The organism is Synechococcus sp. H60.3, from assembly GCF_047462295.1.
Lineage (GTDB): Bacteria > Cyanobacteriota > Cyanobacteriia > Thermostichales > Thermostichaceae > Thermostichus.
In genome coordinates this window covers 1-20,898 of the sequence record NZ_JANSIY010000001.1, presented here as the reverse complement: position 1 = coordinate 20,898, position 20,898 = coordinate 1, and the positions used below count along the sequence as shown (strand labels likewise).

Genomic DNA, 20,898 nt, shown 5'->3' with positions numbered 1-20,898 from the left:
GAGCTGTTTGTGCAGTTGCGCCAGGAGGCGGGATCCCAGGCTGCCGCCATCCGCCAGGTGGCCCAGACCCTGGCCGCTGTCGACGCTCTGTTTGGCCTAGCCGAGGTGGCCGTGCAGCAGGGCTACACCCGCCCGGTGATTACTGCAGATCGCCGTTTAATCATCGAGGAGGGGCGCCACCCAGTGGTGGAGAAATCTTTGCCCCAGGGCTTGTTTGTCCCCAACTCGGTGCGGCTGGGATCCCCCCACGGCCCGGATCTCATCGTCCTCACCGGCCCCAACATGTCCGGCAAGTCCACCTACTTGCGCCAGATTGGGCTGATCCAGATCCTGGCCCAGATGGGCAGCTTTGTCCCGGCGCGGCGGGCGGAGCTGGGCCTGTGCGACCGCGTGTTTACCCGCATCGGCGCCGTGGATGACCTAGCCACGGGACAGTCCACCTTCATGGTGGAGATGAACGAGACGGCCAACATCCTCAACCACGCCGGCGAGCGATCCCTGGTGCTCTTGGACGAGATTGGCCGCGGCACCGCCACCTTCGACGGTCTTTCCATCGCCTGGGCCGTGGCCGAATACCTGGCCACCCAGGTGCGCGCCCGCACCATCTTTGCCACCCACTACCACGAGCTCAACCAACTGGAGACGCTGCTGCCCAACGTGGCCAACTTCCAGGTGGTGGTTAAGGAGCTGCCGGATCGCATCATCTTTTTGCACCAGGTGCAGCCGGGGGGAGCCGACCGCTCCTACGGCATCGAGGTGGGGCGCATGGCCGGCCTGCCCCAGCCGGTCATCGAGCGGGCCAAACAGGTGCTGGCTCTGGTGGAACAACACAGCCGCATCGGCCTGGGCCTGCGCAACCAAGGGAAAAGCCGCCCTTCTTCAAACAACCCCAAAAAACAGTCCAAGCAAGAACCCCATTCCAGCGGGATCCCTGACTGCGATGCCACAGCTGGGGATCAACTGTCCTTGCTCCCGGCTTCCTTCTTCTCCAAAGAGCTCTAGGGCTACCCTCGACCTGGATCCCGTTCTTGCAGCCCCAAGGTAGTGGCCAGCACCTCCAGCTCCTCCCGCTGCCCCTCTACCCACAGCAGGGATCCGAGGGGCGGATCGGCCTCTTGCAACCTTAGGCGGAGCTGCTGCGGGCGGTGATTGCGCCGCCAGTAGTACCAGCCTGCCCAAGGAGAGACCAACAGCAGTGTCCAGGGCCAAACTCCCCAACCCGGCTCCAGCACCTGCAGCACCAAAGCCAGACAGGCCAGCCCCGCCCCCGCCAGCCCCGTCAAAAAAACGGCCAGTCCCACGCTAGGCCGCGCCTGACCCACAAAGGTGGCGATCCCCTCTGCATCGGCAGATTGCAAGCGATAGGCGCGCCCCTCCAGGTGCTCGCGAAGGAGGGATCCCATTTCCTCCAGGCTACGGCTGCTAGAATAGAGACGGGCTTCGAGGCGGTCTTTGCCAGAGGCTCGCAGGAAAAAGAAGAGGCCAATGGCCAGCAAGACCGTCAGCAGCAGCGTCGAAATTGTCTCTCCCTGCAGGGAAAAAGAGGTTGCTACTGCCGCGCGTGCCTGGGCGAGAGAGCCAAAGTTAACGAGCGGCGCAACTGCAATCGAGGCTCTCTCTCCTGACCAGAAAGAAGGGGAGTTGGCAAGAAAGTAGCTCATGAAATGCTAGTTTGCACGCCTGCTGGCCAGTTTAGACTACCGAGAGGGGTTGGCTGCCCCCCTCCAAAGAAAAACCAAGTTGCCACCTCTATCGCCTTGTAGCACACCTGGGCAAGAATCCAAGGACAGTGCGCTTTTCAGCAAGGTCGGTGGCAGTTTAAGAGAAGGGGACTCTACGTCGGATCTAGTGACTCTCGCCTGGGAAGGGCAACTATAATTAAGTTATGATAAGACGATTGTGCTTTGCTGACTATTGTAACTTCCCCTCCCTAGGGTAGCTTCTTTATAGAAGGGCAGAGCTCTACAACGAGGCGTGAGGAGGGCAGTGCTTATCTCACTTGAGGGATGATAGCGCAAAGCAACGCCTCAGGGAGACACTGAACCCAGAGATTTCCTCATGGTCCTGCCCTTTTGGTTGACCTGTTTGCCTGCTTCTGTCGCTATCCAACAACACCTTACATGTCTAACTACGAACCTGAGCTCAACGATATTTTGTTCGATGGCGATCTCCTCGATCCTGCTGAGGAAGCAGAGGTAGATCTGGCCGAGAGCGAGTTTGCAGAAGAGGAGCCAGCTCGCCGCTCCACCGATCTGGTGCGCCTTTATTTGCAGGAGATCGGTCGTGTTCCCCTTCTGGGTCGCGATGAGGAGGTGGCTCTGGCCCAAAGAGTCCAAGACTACATGAAGCTCTTGGATGTGCGCCTGCGCCTGCAGAAGGAGTTGGGACGGGATCCGACCCTCGCTGAATGGGCGGCCAGAGCCAACCAGTACCCTGAGTGGGCCAACCTCACTCCCGAGAAGCTGCAGCAGATCCAGCGAATTGGCAAGCGGGCCAAGGAGCACATGATCAAAGCCAACCTGCGCCTGGTGGTGTCGGTGGCGAAAAAATACCAAAATCGCGGCCTGGAGCTGCTGGATTTGATCCAGGAGGGCACGCTGGGCCTGGAGCGAGCGGTGGAGAAGTTTGACCCCAAGAAGGGCTATCGCTTCAGCACCTATGCCTACTGGTGGATCCGGCAGGGCATCACCCGGGCTATCGCCACCCAAAGCCGTACCATCCGCCTGCCCGTTCACATCACTGAGAAACTGAACAAGATCAAGAAAGCGCAGCGCAAGCTCTCCCAAGAAAAAGGCCGCACTCCCACCATCGAAGACATTGCCTCCGAGTTGGAGATGACTCCGCCCCAAGTACGAGAGCTGTTGGTACGGGTGCCGCGCTCGGTCTCTCTGGAAACTAAGGTGGGCAAAGACAAAGACACCGAACTGGGGGATCTGCTGGAAACCGACGACATCTCCCCCGAGGAGACGATGATGCGGGAGGCCCTGCATCGCGATCTGCAGCAGTTGCTGGCGGATCTCACCAGCCGCGAGCGGGATGTGATCCGCATGCGCTTTGGCTTGGGGGACGGGCGCACCTACTCGCTGGCGGAGATTGGCCGCGCCTTGGATCTGTCGCGGGAGCGGGTACGGCAAATCGAGGCCAAAGCCCTGCAAAAGCTGCGCCAGCCGAAGCGGCGCAACCGAGTTCGGGACTACCTCGAAGCCATCAGCTAGCCGGGCCTGCCTAGGATCTGGGTAGGGATCGCCGGCTGGCAATCTTGGGCAGGCGGGCCTGGAGCTGGACTGCCAGCCACTCCACTTCCGGGATCTGCAGATACAGGGCCCCTGCTGCAAACAAGCTGAGGCCTAGGCCGGCGGCTAGACTAGCCCCCAGGACGGCAGTAAGCAGCGGGGATCCCAGGATCTCGTGGGAGTGCAGTTGTGTCCACAGCCAATGGCTGAGGCCCCCGGCCAAGGTGGTGATCCCCAGCAAGGGCAGCAGGGCCTGTCCCATCTCCCGCCAAGGGATCCCCGGCAGGCGCTGGTGGAGGCGGATCCCTAGCCCAATCAGAGCCATCAGGTTAACGCCTGCCGTAGCTAGGGCAATGCCCGGTGCTCCAAAGGTGGGCAAAAACAGGAAGTCCAGCAGGGCGTTGAGGCCAATGGACAAGCCACTAATACGCAGCGGCGTAGCCCCATCCTCCAGGGCGTAAAAGATGCGCACCAGCACATCCCGCAGCAAGTAAAAACTTATCCCCAGACCATAGGCCCTCAGCAGGGCCGCCACCTCCTGGGTCACCTCCGGCGTAAAGCGCCCCCGCTGGTAGGCGATCTGGACGATGGGTTCAGCCAGGGCCACCAACAGCATCGCAAGGGGCAGGGTGAGGATGGCCGTAACCATCAGCCCTTGGCGGATGCGTTGGCGCAACTCCAACCAGCGGGATCCATCCCCTGCCAACTGGGCGTAGAGGGGCATCAGGGGCACCAGCACCATGTTGGAGAGGATCCCCAGGGGAGTTTGCACTAGGAGCTGGGCGTAGCCCAAGTTGCCAATGGTGCGATCCCCAGGCACGAAGGAGGCAAAAAAGAGATCCACGTAGACATTGATGTGGATCATGCCGGAGGAGACTACTGCCGGCAGCAGCAGCAGGCCCACCGCCCGCACCGGCGGGGATCCCCAGTCAAAGCGCAGCCGCAGCCGCCCCAGCCCCAGCTGTATCTGCAGAGGCACCTGCGCCAGCCACTGGGCAATGGCGCCGATGAGCACACCCCAGGCTAGTAAAGTGGGGATCCCTGTCCACCCCAACGTGACCAGGATCCCGATGACAGCTAGGCTGGAGATGAGGGGGCTGAGGGCGGGCAAGAGGTAGTGCTCGGCTGCATTGAGTGCCCCAAAGCCAATGCCAATCCAGCCCGAGAGCAGGGCCAGCGGCGCCATGATCCGCAGTTGCTGAGCGGCGAGGACATGCACTTCGGGGCTGGCCCCTGGGGCACTCAGGTGTACCACCCAGTCGGCTCCCCACCAGAGGCCCAAGGTCACCGCCAAAAGCAAGCAGCCCACCAGGGTAGAGATGGACTCTAGCCAGCGGGCTGGATCCTCTCTTCCCGGCTGCTGCTTTTTGAGCACGCTGACGATAGCGCTGTGGAAAGGTCCGTTGATCCCGCCCAGCAAGATCAACAAAAAACCAGGCAGGACGTAGGCTATGCTAAAGGCGCTGTACTCTGGCCCTGAGCCGTAGACTGCAGCAATTAAGGCCTGCCGGACAAACCCCATGCCCTTGCTAAGCAGCGTGGCCCCTGCCACCAGTCCTGCCACTGAGAGCAAGGAACGGGGTGGAGAAGACGCGGCGGAGCCCCCTGGGATCCCTTCCCGCCTGGCAGACTCCTCCATGTCCCTAGCTCCCCACCGCCGCTTTGGCAATGGACAACTGTCGGGATGCCCCAATCGGTTCCTTCGCAGGATTCACCCACAAGCTCACAGCTGCTACCCCCTCGCTTCGGCATAGGGCAGCACTATTATCCCGAATTCTCCGAACCTCGAGAGGGAGGGCGGGGACTTTCGTTAGTCAAGATAGAGCTCAGGCCAGCAGTTGTCGCTCCTGCTCCAGTTGCTGCAACAAATGCTCATCTCCGCGGGCCTGGGCAGAGCGGATGCGCTCCTGCAGCCGGCTCAGCAGATGCTGCCGATGGGTTTCTTTGACTAGGGTCATAAAGTCCTTGCGCAGGGAGATAACCTCGCTCGCTGCCTTCACCTCCGGATTGAGGACAAGGCCTCGATACGTCAAGACAAAAGACTGCGGCAGCGCCACAGCCGCCAATTGAGCTGGCCAGCTCCACGCCAAGCCCCGGTACTGCGCTGGCACCTCCTGCCGCTGGCAGGTTGCGGAGACAGAAGGGACAAAGGGGTGGGCAATGCCCCGGTAGGTCAGTTGCATAGGAAGACTCCCCCACATGAACTGCGGCGAAATAAAGGGGCGCCCCTGCACCGGCCTCTCAGAAGCCGTTAGACAACAGCTCCTGCTTCCTGGATGCGGCTCAGAGGGTAAAACCCAACTTTATTCTGTATCAGCTTTAACAAAATAAGCCCTTAGGTGTCAACTTTAGGTCGAGGTCGCCTTCCCAGCTCTACCTCTCCCTGCCCAGAGGGTTAGAGCAGCTCGTCGATTAGCCATAGCACCTGCTGTAGGTCAGTGCTAGCCTCTTTCCCACATCTAAGGTTTATCTCCACCAACTGCTTGAGGGCGAGCAGCTTGATGTTGGCCTCGACCGCTGCCGCTGCCATGGCTTGGGCCGCTGGCAGGTAGCCACTAGCCCCCAAATCGAGAAGGGCAGCCCGCCGCAGATGAATGTTGGGGTGATCCAACGCCGACAGTAGCGGCTGGACAAAAGTGGGATCCCCTGTCAGGCGGTAACAGGCCCGCGCTGCCGCCCATTGCAGGCGAATCGAGGGGTGCTCCAGATAGGGGCGGATCTGCCCCAGGGCGGCAGCCACCTGCAGATGTCCAAGAGCCTCAATCAAAGCCTCCAAGGCGGCAGGCGCTTCTGTCTGCAAACCTTGCTCTACCCAGCGCAGCCCTTCGAGCAAAGCGGCTCCCAGCTCTCCAGCTTGCCTGGGATCCTGGTCAAGGTTATTGGCCAGGGCAATCTCCACCAGCGCCTGGGCGGCTGCCGCCACCACTTGGCCATCGGAGCAGCGCAAAGCCTCTTTCAGGGCCGGGATCCCAGCAGGGGAGGCCACCTTACCCAGGGCACGGGCGGCGTTGCGCCGCAGCGGATATCCCCCCTGCGTGGTGCGATCCGTCTCATCGGCCAAGGCTTCGATCAGGGCCGGGATCCCTTCCACAACCCGCATGCGCCCCAGCCACCACGCCGCATAGTAGCGCTCCCCCGGATCCCCGTGGCGCAGCTTGGCGATCTGGCCGGCTGGGGTGAGATCGGCGGCTGGAGGGGGATCTGGAGGAACAGCCGTGGTCATAGCATCAACAGGCCAGAGCGCCTCCAGAGGCCTCAAGCGCTGCGGACGCTGACGATCTTGGCGCCCGACTTGAGCAGCCGCTGCATCGTCGCCGAGAGCTGATCGGCAGAAACGAAGATCTGCTGGTTGGATTTGCGCACCCGGCTGGAGGTGGCCAGGGCCGAGGGCGGGTTAAGCAGCCGCGTCACCTCAATGCAGAACATGCGGTCGGACTGGCCCGTTGGCGGCCCCAAGTGTTTGGTAATGGGGCTGGGGGGCAGCAGCCCCCGCACCCCGATGCGGCGGATGGCCGGAGTAAAGCCGGTGGCCAGGGGCATCATCAAGCGCGGCCTGCGCCCCTGGGAACGGTCGTTGTTGGCGTAGCCTCCGTAGAGGGCAAAGAGGTTGGTGAAGTCGCGGGTGGTATGAGCCTTGCGGTATTCAAACCCGCGCGGATAGGGGACGATGTTGTCGCCAAACGCTTCCAGGTATTCTGGGCTATCGATATAGGAGTCGATCTCCGCGCTGTGGCCCCCCGTGTGGTAAATGTCCAGGTGTCGGGCAATATCCTTGGGGCTGGTGGGAGCCCGCCCCAGCAGGTGCTTGAAGTTGAGCTCGATGGCGCGGGTCTGGGAGTTAGGGTACAAAAACCGCCTCTTATAGGCTTCGGACTTGGCGATTAAGCGCACAAACTCCCGCACCGTCAGGCTACCTTGGCGTAGCAACGATTCTGCACTGGCCAGCTCCTTCCTGTCTGCCCCAAACAGGTGATCGTTGCCCAGCACCTGGCGATAGATGGCCCGCAGGATCGCATTGAGCTGATCCTGGCTGGCATTAGGGCGCAATTCCAAGGGAGTCGTCTCTGTAATGCCCCGGATCCCCATTCGGCTTGCCGCTGTGATTCCACTCATGCTAATTCCTCATGATGAAACTGGCTGGATTAACTTTGAAAAAAGCTTGAAAAGGCTGCTTTGGCTCACCTCTCAACTCAACAACCCTCAGCAGCACAAATATGGGGTTGAAGCAAGAGCAACAGTGGCGCTTTCCCCTCTGGGAGAGAGATCCTTAGACCCAACCGGCCAAAGGGATCCCTTTCTCGCCACCGTTGCCCCTGATAACCTTTCTTCGCCATCCCCCTCAAGCGCCGGGCTGGCCACCTTTTTGGGGGATCCCAAGCTGCAGAACCTAGCTGAGCGCGTTGATGGCGTAGTCGATGTAGGTGTTGGCTTCGGTGGCCGCTTGCCCTGTCAGGCCATGGTTGGCTTTGATGTAGCGTAGCGCTTCGATAAACCAACTGGGGGAGAGTTCAAAAGCGGCGTTGATCTCGCGGATCCCGGCCAACTGGTACTCATCCAGCGGGCCAGTGCCACCGGCTACCAAGCAGTAGGTGATGTAGCGCAGGTAGTGGCGCACGTCACGGGCGCACTTGTCTTTGCCCGCTTGGGTGTGGCATTGTCCGCCGGGCTGAGTGGTATAGGGGAACTTGGCATAGACGGCCTCGGTGGCGCCGCGCACCAGCTCTTCGGCACGGCTGCTCAGGACTCGGGCAGCTTCCATGCTGGCGGCAGCCCGCTGAAAACGGCCGTTGATGGCCTGCAACTCGCTGTTGCTCAGATAGCGCCCCTGGCTATCGGCGGTGGCAATGGCATCGACAATAGGGGTTTGCATGATTCAAAACGCTCCTTTACTTAAGCTCAACGCAAAAATCAGGGCAACCAACACTGCAAAAGAGGCTCAATTGCAAAATGACTGCAAAAAAGGTCGTTTTTTCAGGGATCCCAGGCCAACCCGAGTTGAACTCCGCGGCGGCCTTCACCAGAGGATCCGGGTGTTTCAGATGAAGCAATGGAGATTCCGGCCTATCAGACCACCGCAGCAGCAGCGCGATCGAAGTAAGACTCGATTTCGGCAATCAAAGCGCTGCAATCACCCCGGGTGATGCCGTTGGGATCGTTCACCACCGCCACCGCAGCTTTTTTCATTTTTTGAATGCCGTTGGCCACAGAGCTACCAGGGGTGCCCAGCGCCTGATAGGTTTCCCGCAAGCCGTTCAAGCAGCGCTCGTCCAGCACGCTGGGGTCAGCGGCTGCCACAGCATAGGTGATGTAGCGGAGAATGATATCCATATCCCGCATACAGGCGGCCACATTGCGGCTGGGGTAGGCAGGGCCGCCGGGAGCGTTCAAATTGGGCTCCTCGGCAAACAACTGACGGATGGCATCGGTCACGATTTTAGAAGCGTTGCTGGTGAGGCGGTTCACGGCATCCAAGCGCTTGTTCCCCTCCGCAATCACCTGCTGCAGAGCCGCAAACTCGTTTTCTCCCAAGAAAGCACCTTTGGAGTCAGCTTGCGCAACAACTTTGCCAAATACATCGTTCATGGCTTTAAATCTCCTAGCGAAAGCAAAAGAGGTTATGAATCAGCACTCCCTGCTGCGGAAGTGAGAGCTCCCGCCAGCCAGGAAGGCAGCAATGCCCCGATCCCCGATGCCGACCGGCGCTGTTGGCACAGCCCTTTGTCCCAACAGACCTGCCGACGGGATCAAAGCCCGTAGAAACAAGATGGGCAAGCTAATCCCCGACCCACCTCCAGTCAAACGGCTCCACAGGCGAAGCCGCTTGCCAACACATGCTGAGGGATCCCGCTTGTAAAGATCCTCCCCTGCTGACAACCTGAACTGGACAGATGAGGAAAAGCTGGCTCGCCTTGTTTCCAGTCTTTTTCTATCGCGAGGACGGGAAGCGATTGAATCAAAAAATGTAAAGGGGCTTTACCTGCCGCAAAAAGTCTTGGATCCTCATCCAGACCGGCAATCTCAGTCTTTTCGCTCCACCCTTCAGGGCCTTAATTTTTACAGAAAAGAACATTACTTCATACAGCTTTACGAGATACATAGTAATGTCAACCGCGATTGTGGCTTTGAGATCCAGGACAGGCCCGCTTCTGTATCCATGCAAACCTTTTCATAAAAGATACATAATTTAACATTTACGGAACTTCCTCGGCAGAGCAGAGGTTGGGGAAAATCTGAGCAGGTTGTCGTTGACCGCCTGGGATTTTCGGTATAAGTCCCTACGGAATTCCTGGATGCGTGGTTATGTCGAACTGGTCGGAGTCCACCTCTTCCCCCGAGCTGTTGCAGATGGCGCGTTGGCTGGCGGGAGACTTCAGCAACCAAGAGCAAGCCTGGGAGAACCCACCTTTTTTTGCCTCGATCCGGGTGGCCTATCGTCCCTTGCCAACTGCTGTGCTGGGGGGGATTGGCTTCTATGTGGAACAGGCCTACAGCGGCCATTTGGAGGAGCCCTATCGTCAGGCAGTGGTGGAACTCACCCAAGTAGGGGACGGGATCGTGATTCGCAACTACCGTCCTCTGCAGCCGCAGCGGTGGCGGGGGTGTGCTCGCGAGAAAGCGGAGCAACTTAGCCAACTGAGCGCTGCCGATCTGGCCTACCTGCCGGGGTGTGATGTGCAGGTGAAGAGGCAGGGATCCCTCTTTGTCGGCGTGACAGAGCCGGGTTGCCGCTGTTGTGTGGTGCGCAACGGCCAAACCACCTATTTGCAGACCACCTTGCACCTGAGCGAGAGCGAGTTTTGCAGCCACGATCGCGGCATAGATCCGGTTACCCACCGCCAGGTGTGGGGAGCTTTGGCCGGCCCTTTTCGCTTTCGCAAGGTTGTCGATTGGCAGGTGGAGCTGCTGCAGTAGGTGGGAAGAGGATCCCTGGCCAATCTCGGCGCCGTGGGCGAAAGATGATACTTTTGGAGGAAGCAACTGCGGCCCGCCACCTGTCCGAACAGGGATCCTTTCTGCTGGCTGCTCGGCAACGCTGACGCGAATGTGCGAATGAACTATCCCCATGCAAGACGAACAAGACACGCTTCGCCAACAGCTTCTTGCCCTCCAAGATGAGGCGCTTGCCCAGGTGGCGCAGGCTGCCGATCTGGAGGCCTTGGAGCAGATCCGCATCGACTATCTGGGCAAAAAGGGGAAGCTCTCGAAGATCTTGGGGGGCATGGGGAAGCTGCCCCCGGAAGAACGGCCTGCCATTGGCGCTTTGGCCAACACCTTCAAAGAGGCCCTACAATCCAGCCTGGATGAGCGCAAACGGGCCTTGGCCGAAGCCCAGCTCCAGGCCCGCCTGGAGGCGGAGCGGCTGGATGTCACCATGCCGGGGCCGCGCCGGCCCTTGGGGCGGATCCACCCTTTGCAGGCCACCATCGACCGCATGCTCGATATCTTTGTGGGGATGGGCTACACGGTGGTTCATGGCCCGGAGATCGAGACAGAGTACTACAACTTCGAGGCCCTCAACACCCCCGCTGACCACCCGGCGCGGGACATGCAGGATACCCTCTACCTAGAAAAGGGTTATCTGATGCGCACCCAAACCTCTTCGGTCCAGGTGCGGTATATGGAGCAACACCAGCCGCCCCTGCGCATTGTGCATGCCGGGCGAGTGATGCGCCGCGATACCGTCGATGCCACCCACTCTGCCGTGTTTCACCAGATGGAAATTTTGGCGGTGGGCGAGAACCTCACCTTTTGCGACCTGAAGGGCACCCTCAAGGAGTTTGTCACTCGCCTGTTGGGCCAGCGAGAAACCCGCTTCCGGCCCAGCTATTTTCCTTTCACGGAGCCTTCTGCCGAGATGGATGTGCGTTTTGGCTCCAAGTGGCTGGAAATTTTTGGCTGTGGCATGGTGGATCCCAATGTGTTTCAGGCGGTCGGCTATGACCCGGAGCGCTACACCGGCTTTGCAGCAGGGATCGGCGTCGAGCGGGTGGCCATGCTTCTACACGGCATTCAAGATATCCGCCTGTTCTACAGCAGCGACCTGCGCTTTTTGTCGCAATTTTAGGTCAGGAAAAGGTGCGTTTGTAAACCAACTGCAGGTGCTCCAGCTCGTCTTTGCGATTGGCACGGCGCAAAAGGCGCATTTGTTCTTCGAGAACTTGGCGGGCTTCATTGCGGCTAATCGGGTCAAAAACCAATTCTTCCAGAGCAGATGGATCGGCGTTGTGATCGGGGGGCTTGAAGTAAACCCGAAAAAACAGCCTTTGGGCATAAAGGGTGGTGAAGATGGCCTGACTTTCGTCAACCCGACACAGGCTGTAGAGCAAACCAAATGTAGGGTGATTCAGATACAGCTCATTCATGACCAATAGCGTATCACTCTTGGTGGAGAAGAGGGGCTTTCCTTCTCGTTCGCTGGCCGAGAAAGTTGCTGAAATGATTTTGCTCCGGCTCTTGAGACCAAGAGCGCAAATCATAGGTTCCACCCAGCCTGATTTTGGCTTTTGCGACTGGATTCAAGATTAACAAAGCTTTTAGACACAGGTCGGGCTGCTATCGCCGCTGCTGTTCCTGCGCCTTTTTCTTCATGTCATCCAATTCCTTATCTACCGCTAGTCGCATCTCCAGCCGACGAAATTCTTCCTCCAATTTATCCTCTTCAAACAGGCTGCCCCAGCGGTTGAACTGCGGATCCGGCTCGCCAGCCTTCTGGGCTTGGGCGGCTTTGACTTCTTGCAGCTTGGTTTTCACCTCTTGGCGGCGCTGGGCAATTTGCGGTAGCAGAGCTTCCAGTTGCTGGATTTTCTCCTCCAGAGCCTTGCCTTGGCCAAACACCCGACTCCCTTTCTCCAAAAGCTCGGCTTCCCGTCGGCGTGCCCCTTCGGCCAGATCGGGGCGATTGGCCCGCTCGGCCTTCTCGATGCGAAAGTGCCAGGTCTTGATCTCCTCGCCCAACTCGGAGAGAGCTTCGCTGAGGGCCTGCTTCTGAGCGCGGCTTTCCTGCAACAGCCGCAGAGTATCCGCTTCCTGCTGGCGCAACTGCTCATCAAGAGCCTGCAGCTCGATCTCGGGGTGGGCCCTAAGAAATTCCTCCAGGCGGGTTTCCAAAAATCGGATGATATCTTCGATGAATTTCATGGGCCGATCCTCGTTGGCCGAGCGCTCAGTTAGCTGCGTTTAGACTAGCGCAAGCCAGCCCCTTGCGGTGAGATCCCCAGATCCTGGATCCCTGTCTGCCTCAAGCCAACAGACGCCCGTCTCCAAGTCGGATAATGCGCTGGGCGGCTTGGGCCACTTCCAGGTCATGGGTAACCACGACAAGAGTAATGCCCTGGCGGTGGAGCTCGGCAAAAAGGTTGAGCACTTCCTGGCTGGTGTGGCTGTCTAGGGCGCCGGTGGGCTCATCAGCCAACAACAGTTGCGGTCGGTTGACGATGGCCCGGGCAATGGCCACCCGCTGTTGCTGGCCGCCGGAGAGCTGGGCTGGGCGCTGGTGCAGCTTGCTCCCCAAGCCCACCTGTTCTAAAGCTTGCTTGGCCCGCCGGCGCTGTTCTGGCTCCGGGATCCCGGCATAGGCCAAGGGGAGCATGACGTTTTCCAGTGCTGTCAGAACAGGCAGCAGATGAAACTGCTGGAAGACAAAGCCGATCTTTTGGTTGCGAATCCGGGCTAGCTCCCGATCCGTCAGAGTGGAAACCTCCACGCCGTCCAGCCAGTAGCGCCCTGAGCTGGGCCGATCCAAACAGCCCATGAGGTTCATCAGGGTGGACTTGCCGGAGCCGGAGGGCCCCATGATAGCACAGTGCTCCCCAGCCTCGATCACCAAGTCAATATCGTAGAGGGCCTGAAAGCTGCCTTCCGGCAGCGGATAGATCTTGTTCACCCCGACCATCCGCACCACGGGCGGGCGAGGCGAGGCCAAGGCGGCAGGGCGCTCCAGGGATCCCACGGGCCCCTGGTGACGATCTGCCCAGGGTTGTTGCTCAAGCATGGTTGACACCGCGACTGGCCCCATTCTAGCGAGCCTTTGGGCGGCAACTGCCCTGGTCCCTAGCCGGAAGAGCGGATCTCCTGCGGTTGGTGGTAGGGGCAGCTTCCTTGGGGATCCACCCGGAGGCGGTAGAGGGGGGAGCGCTCCTGGTCGCAGCGAAGAACTTGGGTGTGGGCTGTCAAGATCTGGCGGGCAAAGCGGCAGTTCTGGCACCTCATGCCCCCGGCAGCGAAGACAGGGGCGGGTTTGGGGCGCGGCACGATGCCGGTGGCGGGGGCGGACTCTGCCGGGCGGATCAGCTCTCGCGGCGAAAGGCCGCGCAGCACCAGTTCAGATCCCTGCCAGCGGGCTTCCACCAGGCCGGTATCGGCCCAAGCGGCCCAACGGGGATCCTGGGCAATCTGAGGGGGCAGACGCACCTGCACACCAGCCAAGGCCCGGGGCGAGCCCTGTTCCTGCCAGATCTCTTCCACCTCCCCCTCGTAGCGCAAGGTGGGATCCCTGGGAGATTCTGACGGCTTGACTTGGGTTTGCAGGCGCCCGTCGGGTAACTCCAGCCAATGGCCGGGTTGAGGGCAGTGAACATGGTAACGGTTGCACAGCTCCGGCAGATCCGCCAGATCCTGCACCTGCTGGGGGCTGGCGTGCACCAAAACCACATGTTGGGGGCGAAAGGTGTGGACGATCTGGGTCAGATGCCCAACATCGTTGTGGCTGTGCCAGGCCAACCACTCCACCCCAATGCGGGAGCGCAGTGGCGCTGGCCATTGGTCAAAGGGGGTGGCCAACTCCACTTCCGGCAGCCGCACTAGCAAGCAGGAGCGCTGCGGTTGGGCCAGCAAGCGCGACCAGATGGGCTCCCAGGCTTCGGGCCCGGCGTCGGCATCGCACAGCAATAGGCCCTGGGGCAAGGGATCCACCTCCGTAAGGGGCTGCACCCGCGGCTGCAGGCGGTCTTCCCAGAACAAGGGCTGATAGGTGGCGAAATTGCGCACTGGCTCTGGCAGGTAGGGGAGCAAGCGTTCGTAGAGATCGCAGCCTGCGGCTAGCCCTGGCGCCACCCACACTGTCAGCTCTTGGGAAGCCTGGGTAAAGCGGTGGTGGGCTTTGAGGAGGAAAATCAACTCCTGGCCCAGCCCCAATACCGGCAGCGGAAACAGCACTGTCTGTCCTGCTGCCAAGGCGCTGATCAGGCGCTCCACCAGGCGGTTTTCCAGATGGCGACGGGGTGGATGGCGAGCGGATCCCAGCGAGGATTCGATGAGCAGCACGTCCGGCTGCCAATGGCGCAAAGCGGCGAGATCCAAGCCGGGAGCAAAACGGGTAGAGGCCAGGGAACAGTCGCCGGTGTACACGCAGGTTTGGGCGGGGGCGGCTTGGGTGTTTTGCAACAGTGTCGTCGCCGCCCCCGGCAGGTGCCCGGCTGTGAAAAAGGTGAGCATCAGATGGGGCAAGATCTCCCGTGCCTGGCCAAAGGGCAGTGCCCGAAAGGGAGGAAAGCGAATTTCCCGGTCGTAGCCCGGCCAAACGCCCCGCTCCCACAGGCCGCTGGCCAAGTGGGCGGTCAGGGGGGTGGCATAGATAGGCACCTGCGGGTAGCGACGATAAAAGGCGGGCAGCCCCTGCAGGTGGTCAAAGTGAGCATGGCTGCAGATTACTGCATCCGGGATCCCTGGCAAGGCTTTGAGGAGAGCGGGAGCAGGCAAGCCACAATCGAGAAGCAAGCGGTGGGATCCCATCTCCAGCCAGTAGGCACACCCCTGCTGACGGGGATCCGTGCCCAGGGGGATTAGTCGAAGGGGAGATCTCTCTGACTCCACAGATGTGTTGTTTTTAACTAGAAGACCACGCTCAATCCTGCAAACCACAAGGGCGGCTCGGACGGAGATCGCCCCTCTCCCCGGTACACCTCCCGGAAAAGCAAGGGCAACCTATGCCGATCCTGCTATCCTATCCTTCTTCCAGCATAGCTGTTGCCCACTGTACGCCGGGGCAGCCGGCAATTTTCTCTATGCTCTCCATGCAACAGCGGGATGATAGGGGAATTTGGCTTTGCCATGTGCCTGGCTTGGCAGCCCTAGGAGTTGGGGAGCGCATCTGTTGTTTCTTCCGGCGCCGGGTTGTGGCTACGCAAGGCAAAGCCGGCAAAATCGTGATCGTCCGGGCGCACCGTTAGAACCATCAAGTTGTAGAAGGCCCAGACTAGACCAAACAGCAGCTCTAGCCAGGTTGGATCCCAGTTGCCAGCAAAGCGCAGGGCTCCCACCCCCATTGCTGCTAGTGTCAGCACAATGGCCAATGCCTGCGGGCCGAGAGAGAGTTGGGACGGCTGTTCGGGATAGGGGGGCACCCCCCGCAACGCCTGCACCAACGCCTGAATGGACTGGAAAAACTGGCTACCTGTCTGTCGTTCTGACTGCCACGCAGCCCCCCACAGAGAGGGAGGAAAAGCCAACAGCCAGGTGAGCCGCCCTAGAAGGGCGTAGGGCAAAAACCAGGCAAAAAAGACCCTATCAAAGGCCGACACCGGCATCCAGCCCGTGCAGAGAAAGAGGATCGGCACCGCCAAATAGGCCAGCTCTGCCACGCCGCCAGCAGCCCAGAGGGCCAGCCACAGGTACTGAAAGCGCTGCTGCTGCGTAGTTGGCTTGCCCCAGAAGGGATTTTCCCGCAAGGCCGAAAAAATCGCCAGCAGAGCCACGCGGCGGTTGCGCAGGGGCAACAAAACGCCGGTGACCTGGGCCTGGCGCACTAGATGAGACTGCCAACCACGGCAGTGCATCTGACACCCCAACTGCACAGGGCGGCGAATGTCAATTTGCGGGATCCCCTCCAAAGCCGCCCGCCGAATGAGACAGCCGGATCCCAGCAGCGGTGCCGCCTGGTAGCCTTGGGATCCCACCGCCAAAAGCTGCTGTAGGGGGTGAACGGCCTGGGGCCGGCCCAGGGTGCGCAGCATCGCCTGCACAAAGCCGGTGGCATTGGCGATGGGAGCCCGCTCCGGTGAGTCATAAAACAGGGGCAACGTCTGCCACAAAAAATCCGGCTCGACAAAATGGCCCGGCTGCAACAGCAGCAGATATTCTCCCTGGATCTGGCCGGATCCCAGCAGGTAGGCTAGGGGATCGGTCGTGGGGGTGGGGCAAGGCCAGTACTCGCAGGGGATGGCCTGTGCCACCTTGGCCATCTCTCCGTCTTCCACCCGATCCACAATATGGACAAACAGTCGCTCCCAGGGGTAGTCCAGGCGCAGAGCCGAGAGCACCGTCTGCCGGGTCGCTTCCAGAGAATCCCGCTGGCGCATCACCAGCACATCCACCCGCGGCAGTTGAAAAAACGACCGCCGCAGCACCTCTGGCCCTGGCACCGCCTTTTGCCTCACCTGGGAATAGCGGCTGAGGATAAAGCCCACCGCCGCCAGCCAAACGTACAGCTCCGCCCCCCAAAACACAAGGGATCCCAGGCCTGTCAGCCCCTCGGTGATGCGCCAGTAAAGGTACGCCACCCCAGCGATAAGGTGGAGCAACCCCACTCCCCGAAACAAAGACATCCGCATAGCCGCAGATCTCACAGGCGCTCCACACAGTGCTGGGCATTGGGCCGGGCCCAGATCTGCCCCCTTTGCCCACAGACAGGCCAGGGGATGTGACAAATTGAGCTATCTTGGGCAGTCGCCCGGCCAGAACAGGTCAAGTCGCTGCCTATTGGGCAGCCGTCTCAACCGGGTAGACACTCACCTTTTTCCGCCACTTGCCGTAGCGCTCAAAGGTGACAATGCCGGTGGCTACCGCAAACAAAGTGTCATCGCCGCCGATGCGCACGTTCACCCCTGGGTGAAACTTGGTGCCCCGCTGTCTCACCAGGATGTAGCCGGGATGCACCAGCTCGCCGCCAAAGCACTTCACCCCCAGCCGCTTGGCATTGGAGTCGCGGCCGTTGCGGGTGCTGCCGGTCCCTTTCTTGTGAGCCATAATGCCTCCTGTGCAAGTGTGTCGTCGCCGAAGATAAGTTGGGATCCTAAAGTTTAGGGCCTATTCCTCCGCCTCGGGGATCCCGGCTGCAGCAGTTGCCGTTTCAGAAGTGGATGGCGAGGCAGCCTGAGCGGCGGCCAGGGGCGTCCCGTTGAGTTCGATGGACTCGATCAGCACACGGGTGAGCATCTGCCGGTGTCCCCTTTTCTTGCGGGTCTTTTTCTTCGGCCTCATTTTGTAGACGAGGATCTTGGCGCTACGGCGGTGCTGCAGAACCCGCGCCCTGACCACGGCCTCGGCAATATAGGGACGGCCCAGGGTTACCTGTCCCTCATGGTTAATCAACAACACCTGGGACAGGGTCAAAGGGCTGTTCTCTTCTATGCCGGGCAGGCGATCGATGTCGTAAAAGCGCCCCGGCTCTACCCAAAGCTGCTTGCCACTGGTTTCCACAATCGCGTAGGTCATGCCTTTTCCTTGCCGTACAGGTGCCCCTGCGGGTCTTGAAACCTGATCCGAGCATTGACAGCGATTTTTAATGCTAGCGGAAAAACCTGCCTCCTGTCAGCTAGGGCTATTCCCTCACCCCCATCCCCTCTCCCAAAGGGAGTCAGCCCAAGCGCTCCGCGCCGCTCACGCGAACACCCCCGGCCCCTCTCCCAAAGGGAGAGGGGAGTTGGAGCATCACTCGGTTAGCTTCTCCCAGGCGGCCTGAAGGGCAGCTTGCATGCGCTGGGCGGCGCGGCTGAGGCGCTGTTGCCAGGTTGTCCATTTTTGCTGCAAAAACTCTGCCGCCTCATCCAGCAGGGAAAGGTCAAACTTGCCCCCTTTGGCCAGCTCGTCTCGCACCTGCTTGACCTTGACACGCACCACCTCCGGCGGATCCTGGGGGCCGACCAGGGCTTTGAGGCGATCCCCCATGCGCTGGATGAGCTGCTTGACTTGGCGGGATTTTTCGCTCCAAAAGTTCTTTAGGCCCTCAGTCTCCGATTTGAGGCGCTGGGGAGCATCTTCCTTGACCACCACCGCGTCCACGTCGATCGCCTCTACATCCTCAGGTAAGAGGACGGCGCGCCCTCCCCAGGGCTCAGCAATGCTGCCCCCTAGGATGTAAGCAGCAATGGATCCGGTCTCCCAGTCGAAGAGAAAATCCTCAATCCAACCCACCGGCTGATCCCCAATGCGCACTGTGCGCCGGTAGAGGGAGCTGAGGGGCGTTGCCGGGGTGGCAAAGACGGCGGAGTAGGTCAGCAGCGCGTCCGGCCCGATGAGTGAGATCTGCTCCAGGGGAGTGTAGCCCTGCTGGCTGGTGAAGTAGCAGACCCGTCCCTGGGGATCGACCCAGATTTCTTCGACGGTGCCCAGGGCCGTGGCGGTGCTGCCATCCAGGGCCAGCAGGCCCACCACTTGGCTGCGTCGGACGACTTGTTCCATAGAGAAATTCTCCTGACTTGCGGGATTCAAGGGGGATGGAGGCTTGGGCTGCTTAGCCTCCGCGGTAGTAGTGTAGCTGCGCCCTAAGGCGGGCAATCTCCTGGGCCATGTCCAAGACCATCGCTGCCCCAACCCAGTTGAGGCCCAAGTCGCGATGCAGACGGATCATCTGCACCAGGCGCCGCAGTTGCTGGGGGGTGAGGTAGCTGCTTTCGGCTTCCACCAAACCCTGAGCCAGCAGCCACTCCAAGAGGTGGGGCGGGATCCCAGCTACTTCGCTGGCCTGCTCAAAGGTATAGAGCCGTTCTTCCACCCGCACAATGGCCAAGCTCATAGCTTCACCTCCTGCAAGTAGGCGCGGGGATCCCAGCTCCGATTTTGCCGCAGTTTCTCGTAGAGATCCCGCTCAGTGGGGGAGAGGGATTTGGGCGTGACAACCTTTAGCCGCACCAGCAGGTCACCTCGCTGCCCTTGGGGATCCCGCCAGCCTTGGCCGCGCAGCCGCAGGGTTTGGCCGCTATCGACGCCGGCAGGGATCTTCAGTTGCACCCGACCGGTGGGGGTGGGCACTTCCGCCGTGCCGCCCAAAACCGCCTCATCGGGCGTGATGGGCAGCTCGCAGAGCAGGTTGTCGCCGTCAAAGCGAAAGAAGGGGTGGGGAGGCAGCTCCAAGGTGAGGTAGAGATCCCCCCTCGGCCCGCCAAAGGGACTATATTGGCCTTTGCCCTTGACGCGGATGCGACTGCCCGGTTTGGCGCCGGGAGGAATGCGGATGGTGAGGGTTTCGCCATCCACACTCAGCCGCTTTTGGGTGCCGTGGAAGGCCTCTGCCCAGGTAAGGGCCAGTGTGGCTTCCACATCTTGTCCCGGCAGATCCACCGAGACGAACGGCCCAAACCCGGTGGTGAAACCCTGGAAGCCGCCGCGGCGGGATCCCATGCGGCCCAGCAGCTCGTTGATAAAGTCCTCGAAGGTGGCGTACTGGGCAAATCCCTCCATGCCTGGCCCTGCCGCCGTGCCGCTGCCCACCCGTTGCCAGTACTGGCCAAACTGGTCGTAGCGCCGCCGCTTGTCCGGATCCGAGAGCACCTCGTAGGCTTCGTTGATCTCCTTGAAGCGCTCCTCGGCTGCCTTGTTGCCGGGGTTAACGTCGGGGTGATACTGGCGAGCCAGCTTGCGATAGGCGCGCTTGATCTCCTCTAAAGAAGCATCTCGGCTGACGCCCAGGATCTGGTAGTAGTCCTTGAAATCGCTCGCAGCCATAAGCTCACCCCTACGAAATCAGGTTAAGGCTTTTCAGGATACTTCTCAGAATGTAAGGTGGGTATTGAAGAGACGGAGCCACGGCGGGGCAGTTGGCTCTGCCCCTGCTGTTGAGAAGCTATCTGGGCTAGGGCTTGCGCCTGGAAAAGATTCCCTTGTCGTCCCTTGTGAAAACTTGTTTAACCTTTTCCCAAGCCTTGAGCAGGGCCTGGGTGACAGGGTTGCCCTCTGCCTTGGCCTGGTTATAGGCTTCCACAAAGGTTTGCTGGGCTTCTTCTGAGAGATCGGCGCGGATTTCTGGGGAGATGGTCTCCGGCGTCAGGTTGCCTTCTGGCTCACTAGGCAAGTTCAAGTCGGCAGTGGCCACCTCTTCGCCGCCGGCACTTTGCAACAGCAAGTAGATTTCGCCGGCTTTTTCCTCCGGCACCTGCACCACCAAGAGGAACTCACCTGCTTGCACCCGGGTTTGGTAGATGGCAGCTTTCTCCTGCGGCATGCCCAGGGCAATGAGGGCGGATCCCAGCCCCGCTCCCAGCGCCCCGTAGAGAGCGCCGCCGGTTGCCCCCAGCAGCGCCGCTCCCAAAGGTCCAGCGGCCACCACCGCTCCCAAAAAGGGAATAAACAGCACCCCTACGCCTGTAAGTAGCCCCAACAGGGATCCAAACAGGGATCCATAAATAGCGCCGCTGGTCAACCCGTCGAGAACCACATCCTTGCGGGTGATAAAGCCGCTGATTTTGGCTTCCGTTTGAAAATTGCGGCCAATGATGGAGATGCGATCGTTGGGGATGCCGCGGTTGAGGAGGCGCTGGATGCACTCTTGGACTTTGGCTTCTTCTTTGAAAACGGCAGAGACGCACTTTTTGGGGGCTTGGGCGAAGGCGCTCATAAAGTCTCCTGGGAAAGTTTTGGCCGAGAAGGCTGAGGGCAGCTTTTGGCAAGCTTTTCCCCTCTTTGCCTATGCCGCCCATTATCTCCCTCTGCCGCCTCAGGGGAAGTCGAGGGA

At 60.4% G+C, this 20,898-nt stretch carries 22 protein-coding genes; 4 read left to right on the top strand and 18 right to left on the bottom strand.

Features of this window, described 5'->3' with window-relative positions:
• A partial coding sequence (locus NW841_RS00110; protein ID WP_414384844.1) for a MutS-related protein occupies positions 1-1,002 on the top strand: 1,002 nt, incomplete at its 5' end.
• Positions 1,003-1,004: 2 nt separating this feature from the next.
• Here NW841_RS00110 and NW841_RS00105 read toward each other — a convergent pair.
• On the bottom strand, positions 1,005-1,661 hold the full coding sequence (locus tag NW841_RS00105) for a cofactor assembly of complex C subunit B (RefSeq protein WP_414384842.1): 657 nt from the start codon (positions 1,659-1,661) through the stop codon (positions 1,005-1,007).
• A 459-nt stretch (positions 1,662-2,120) separates the two neighbouring features.
• On the opposite strand from NW841_RS00105, the gene sigC reads away from it, so the two are divergent.
• On the top strand, positions 2,121-3,215 hold the full coding sequence (gene sigC, locus NW841_RS00100) for an RNA polymerase sigma factor SigC (RefSeq protein ID WP_414363909.1): 1,095 nt from the start codon (positions 2,121-2,123) through the stop codon (positions 3,213-3,215).
• Between the two features lie 10 nt (positions 3,216-3,225).
• Here sigC and murJ read toward each other — a convergent pair whose 3' ends face one another.
• The 6 genes from murJ to NW841_RS00070 all read right to left on the bottom strand — a co-directional run bounded on the left by murJ (position 3,226) and on the right by NW841_RS00070 (position 8,816).
• On the bottom strand, positions 3,226-4,872 hold the full coding sequence (murJ, locus tag NW841_RS00095; protein WP_414384840.1) for a murein biosynthesis integral membrane protein MurJ: 1,647 nt from the start codon (positions 4,870-4,872) through the stop codon (positions 3,226-3,228).
• A gap of 187 nt (positions 4,873-5,059) precedes the next feature.
• Positions 5,060-5,416 (bottom strand): DUF4278 domain-containing protein, encoded by a 357-nt coding sequence (locus tag NW841_RS00090; protein ID WP_414378010.1) that lies wholly within the window; start codon positions 5,414-5,416, stop codon positions 5,060-5,062.
• Positions 5,417-5,628: 212 nt separating this feature from the next.
• Positions 5,629-6,456: a HEAT repeat domain-containing protein gene (locus tag NW841_RS00085; protein ID WP_414363906.1), complete on the bottom strand. Its 828-nt coding sequence runs from the start codon at positions 6,454-6,456 to the stop codon at positions 5,629-5,631.
• Between the two features lie 32 nt (positions 6,457-6,488).
• Complete coding sequence (locus NW841_RS00080) at positions 6,489-7,346, bottom strand: phycobilisome rod-core linker polypeptide (protein ID WP_414363905.1); 858 nt, start codon at positions 7,344-7,346, stop codon at positions 6,489-6,491.
• Between the two features lie 274 nt (positions 7,347-7,620).
• Positions 7,621-8,103, bottom strand: a complete 483-nt coding sequence (locus NW841_RS00075) for a phycocyanin subunit alpha (protein ID WP_011430856.1) — start codon at positions 8,101-8,103, stop codon at positions 7,621-7,623.
• Positions 8,104-8,297: 194 nt separating this feature from the next.
• Entirely contained in the window at positions 8,298-8,816 is a 519-nt protein-coding gene (locus NW841_RS00070; RefSeq protein ID WP_414363904.1) for a phycocyanin subunit beta, read from the bottom strand.
• 717 nt (positions 8,817-9,533) lie between these two features.
• On the opposite strand from NW841_RS00070, the gene NW841_RS00065 reads away from it, so the two are divergent.
• Together NW841_RS00065 and pheS are read left to right on the top strand one after the other, a co-directional pair.
• On the top strand, positions 9,534-10,145 hold the full coding sequence (locus NW841_RS00065; protein WP_414363903.1) for a chromophore lyase CpcT/CpeT: 612 nt from the start codon (positions 9,534-9,536) through the stop codon (positions 10,143-10,145).
• Between the two features lie 151 nt (positions 10,146-10,296).
• Positions 10,297-11,298, top strand: coding sequence for a phenylalanine--tRNA ligase subunit alpha (gene pheS / locus NW841_RS00060; RefSeq protein WP_414363902.1), 1,002 nt, complete (start codon positions 10,297-10,299; stop codon positions 11,296-11,298).
• Position 11,299: 1 nt separating this feature from the next.
• Here the strand turns inward: pheS and NW841_RS00055 are convergent, their stop codons facing one another.
• From NW841_RS00055 to NW841_RS00005, 11 genes are all read right to left on the bottom strand, one after another.
• Positions 11,300-11,596 (bottom strand): PipX family protein, encoded by a 297-nt coding sequence (locus tag NW841_RS00055; protein ID WP_414363901.1) that lies wholly within the window; start codon positions 11,594-11,596, stop codon positions 11,300-11,302.
• A 190-nt stretch (positions 11,597-11,786) separates the two neighbouring features.
• Complete coding sequence (locus tag NW841_RS00050) at positions 11,787-12,371, bottom strand: TIGR04376 family protein (RefSeq protein ID WP_414363900.1); 585 nt, start codon at positions 12,369-12,371, stop codon at positions 11,787-11,789.
• Between the two features lie 100 nt (positions 12,372-12,471).
• Positions 12,472-13,224 (bottom strand): ABC transporter ATP-binding protein, encoded by a 753-nt coding sequence (locus NW841_RS00045; RefSeq protein WP_414378027.1) that lies wholly within the window; start codon positions 13,222-13,224, stop codon positions 12,472-12,474.
• A 59-nt stretch (positions 13,225-13,283) separates the two neighbouring features.
• Positions 13,284-15,044 carry an MBL fold metallo-hydrolase gene (locus NW841_RS00040; RefSeq protein ID WP_414384839.1) on the bottom strand — a complete coding sequence of 587 codons (1,761 nt, stop codon included), beginning with the start codon at positions 15,042-15,044 and terminating at the stop codon, positions 13,284-13,286.
• A 257-nt stretch (positions 15,045-15,301) separates the two neighbouring features.
• The gene (locus tag NW841_RS00035; RefSeq protein WP_414384838.1) at positions 15,302-16,774 is read right to left on the bottom strand and encodes a cellulose synthase; all 1,473 of its coding nucleotides are present in this window, start codon (positions 16,772-16,774) and stop codon (positions 15,302-15,304) included.
• 151 nt (positions 16,775-16,925) lie between these two features.
• The gene (gene rpmA, locus NW841_RS00030) at positions 16,926-17,195 is read right to left on the bottom strand and encodes a 50S ribosomal protein L27 (protein ID WP_414363896.1); all 270 of its coding nucleotides are present in this window, start codon (positions 17,193-17,195) and stop codon (positions 16,926-16,928) included.
• A gap of 60 nt (positions 17,196-17,255) precedes the next feature.
• A complete protein-coding gene (gene rplU / locus NW841_RS00025; RefSeq protein WP_414363895.1) occupies positions 17,256-17,663 on the bottom strand; it encodes a 50S ribosomal protein L21 in 408 nt (135 codons plus the stop codon).
• A 216-nt stretch (positions 17,664-17,879) separates the two neighbouring features.
• Positions 17,880-18,629: a photosystem reaction center subunit H gene (locus NW841_RS00020; RefSeq protein ID WP_414363894.1), complete on the bottom strand. Its 750-nt coding sequence runs from the start codon at positions 18,627-18,629 to the stop codon at positions 17,880-17,882.
• A gap of 52 nt (positions 18,630-18,681) precedes the next feature.
• Positions 18,682-18,963 carry a chaperone modulator CbpM gene (locus NW841_RS00015; protein ID WP_414363893.1) on the bottom strand — a complete coding sequence of 94 codons (282 nt, stop codon included), beginning with the start codon at positions 18,961-18,963 and terminating at the stop codon, positions 18,682-18,684.
• Complete coding sequence (locus NW841_RS00010; RefSeq protein WP_414384836.1) at positions 18,960-19,892, bottom strand: DnaJ C-terminal domain-containing protein; 933 nt, start codon at positions 19,890-19,892, stop codon at positions 18,960-18,962. The genes NW841_RS00015 and NW841_RS00010 overlap by 4 nt, the downstream gene beginning before the upstream one ends.
• Before the next feature lie 127 nt (positions 19,893-20,019).
• Positions 20,020-20,781: a ChaB family protein gene (locus NW841_RS00005; RefSeq protein WP_414363891.1), complete on the bottom strand. Its 762-nt coding sequence runs from the start codon at positions 20,779-20,781 to the stop codon at positions 20,020-20,022.
• Positions 20,782-20,898 lie beyond the last annotated feature (117 nt).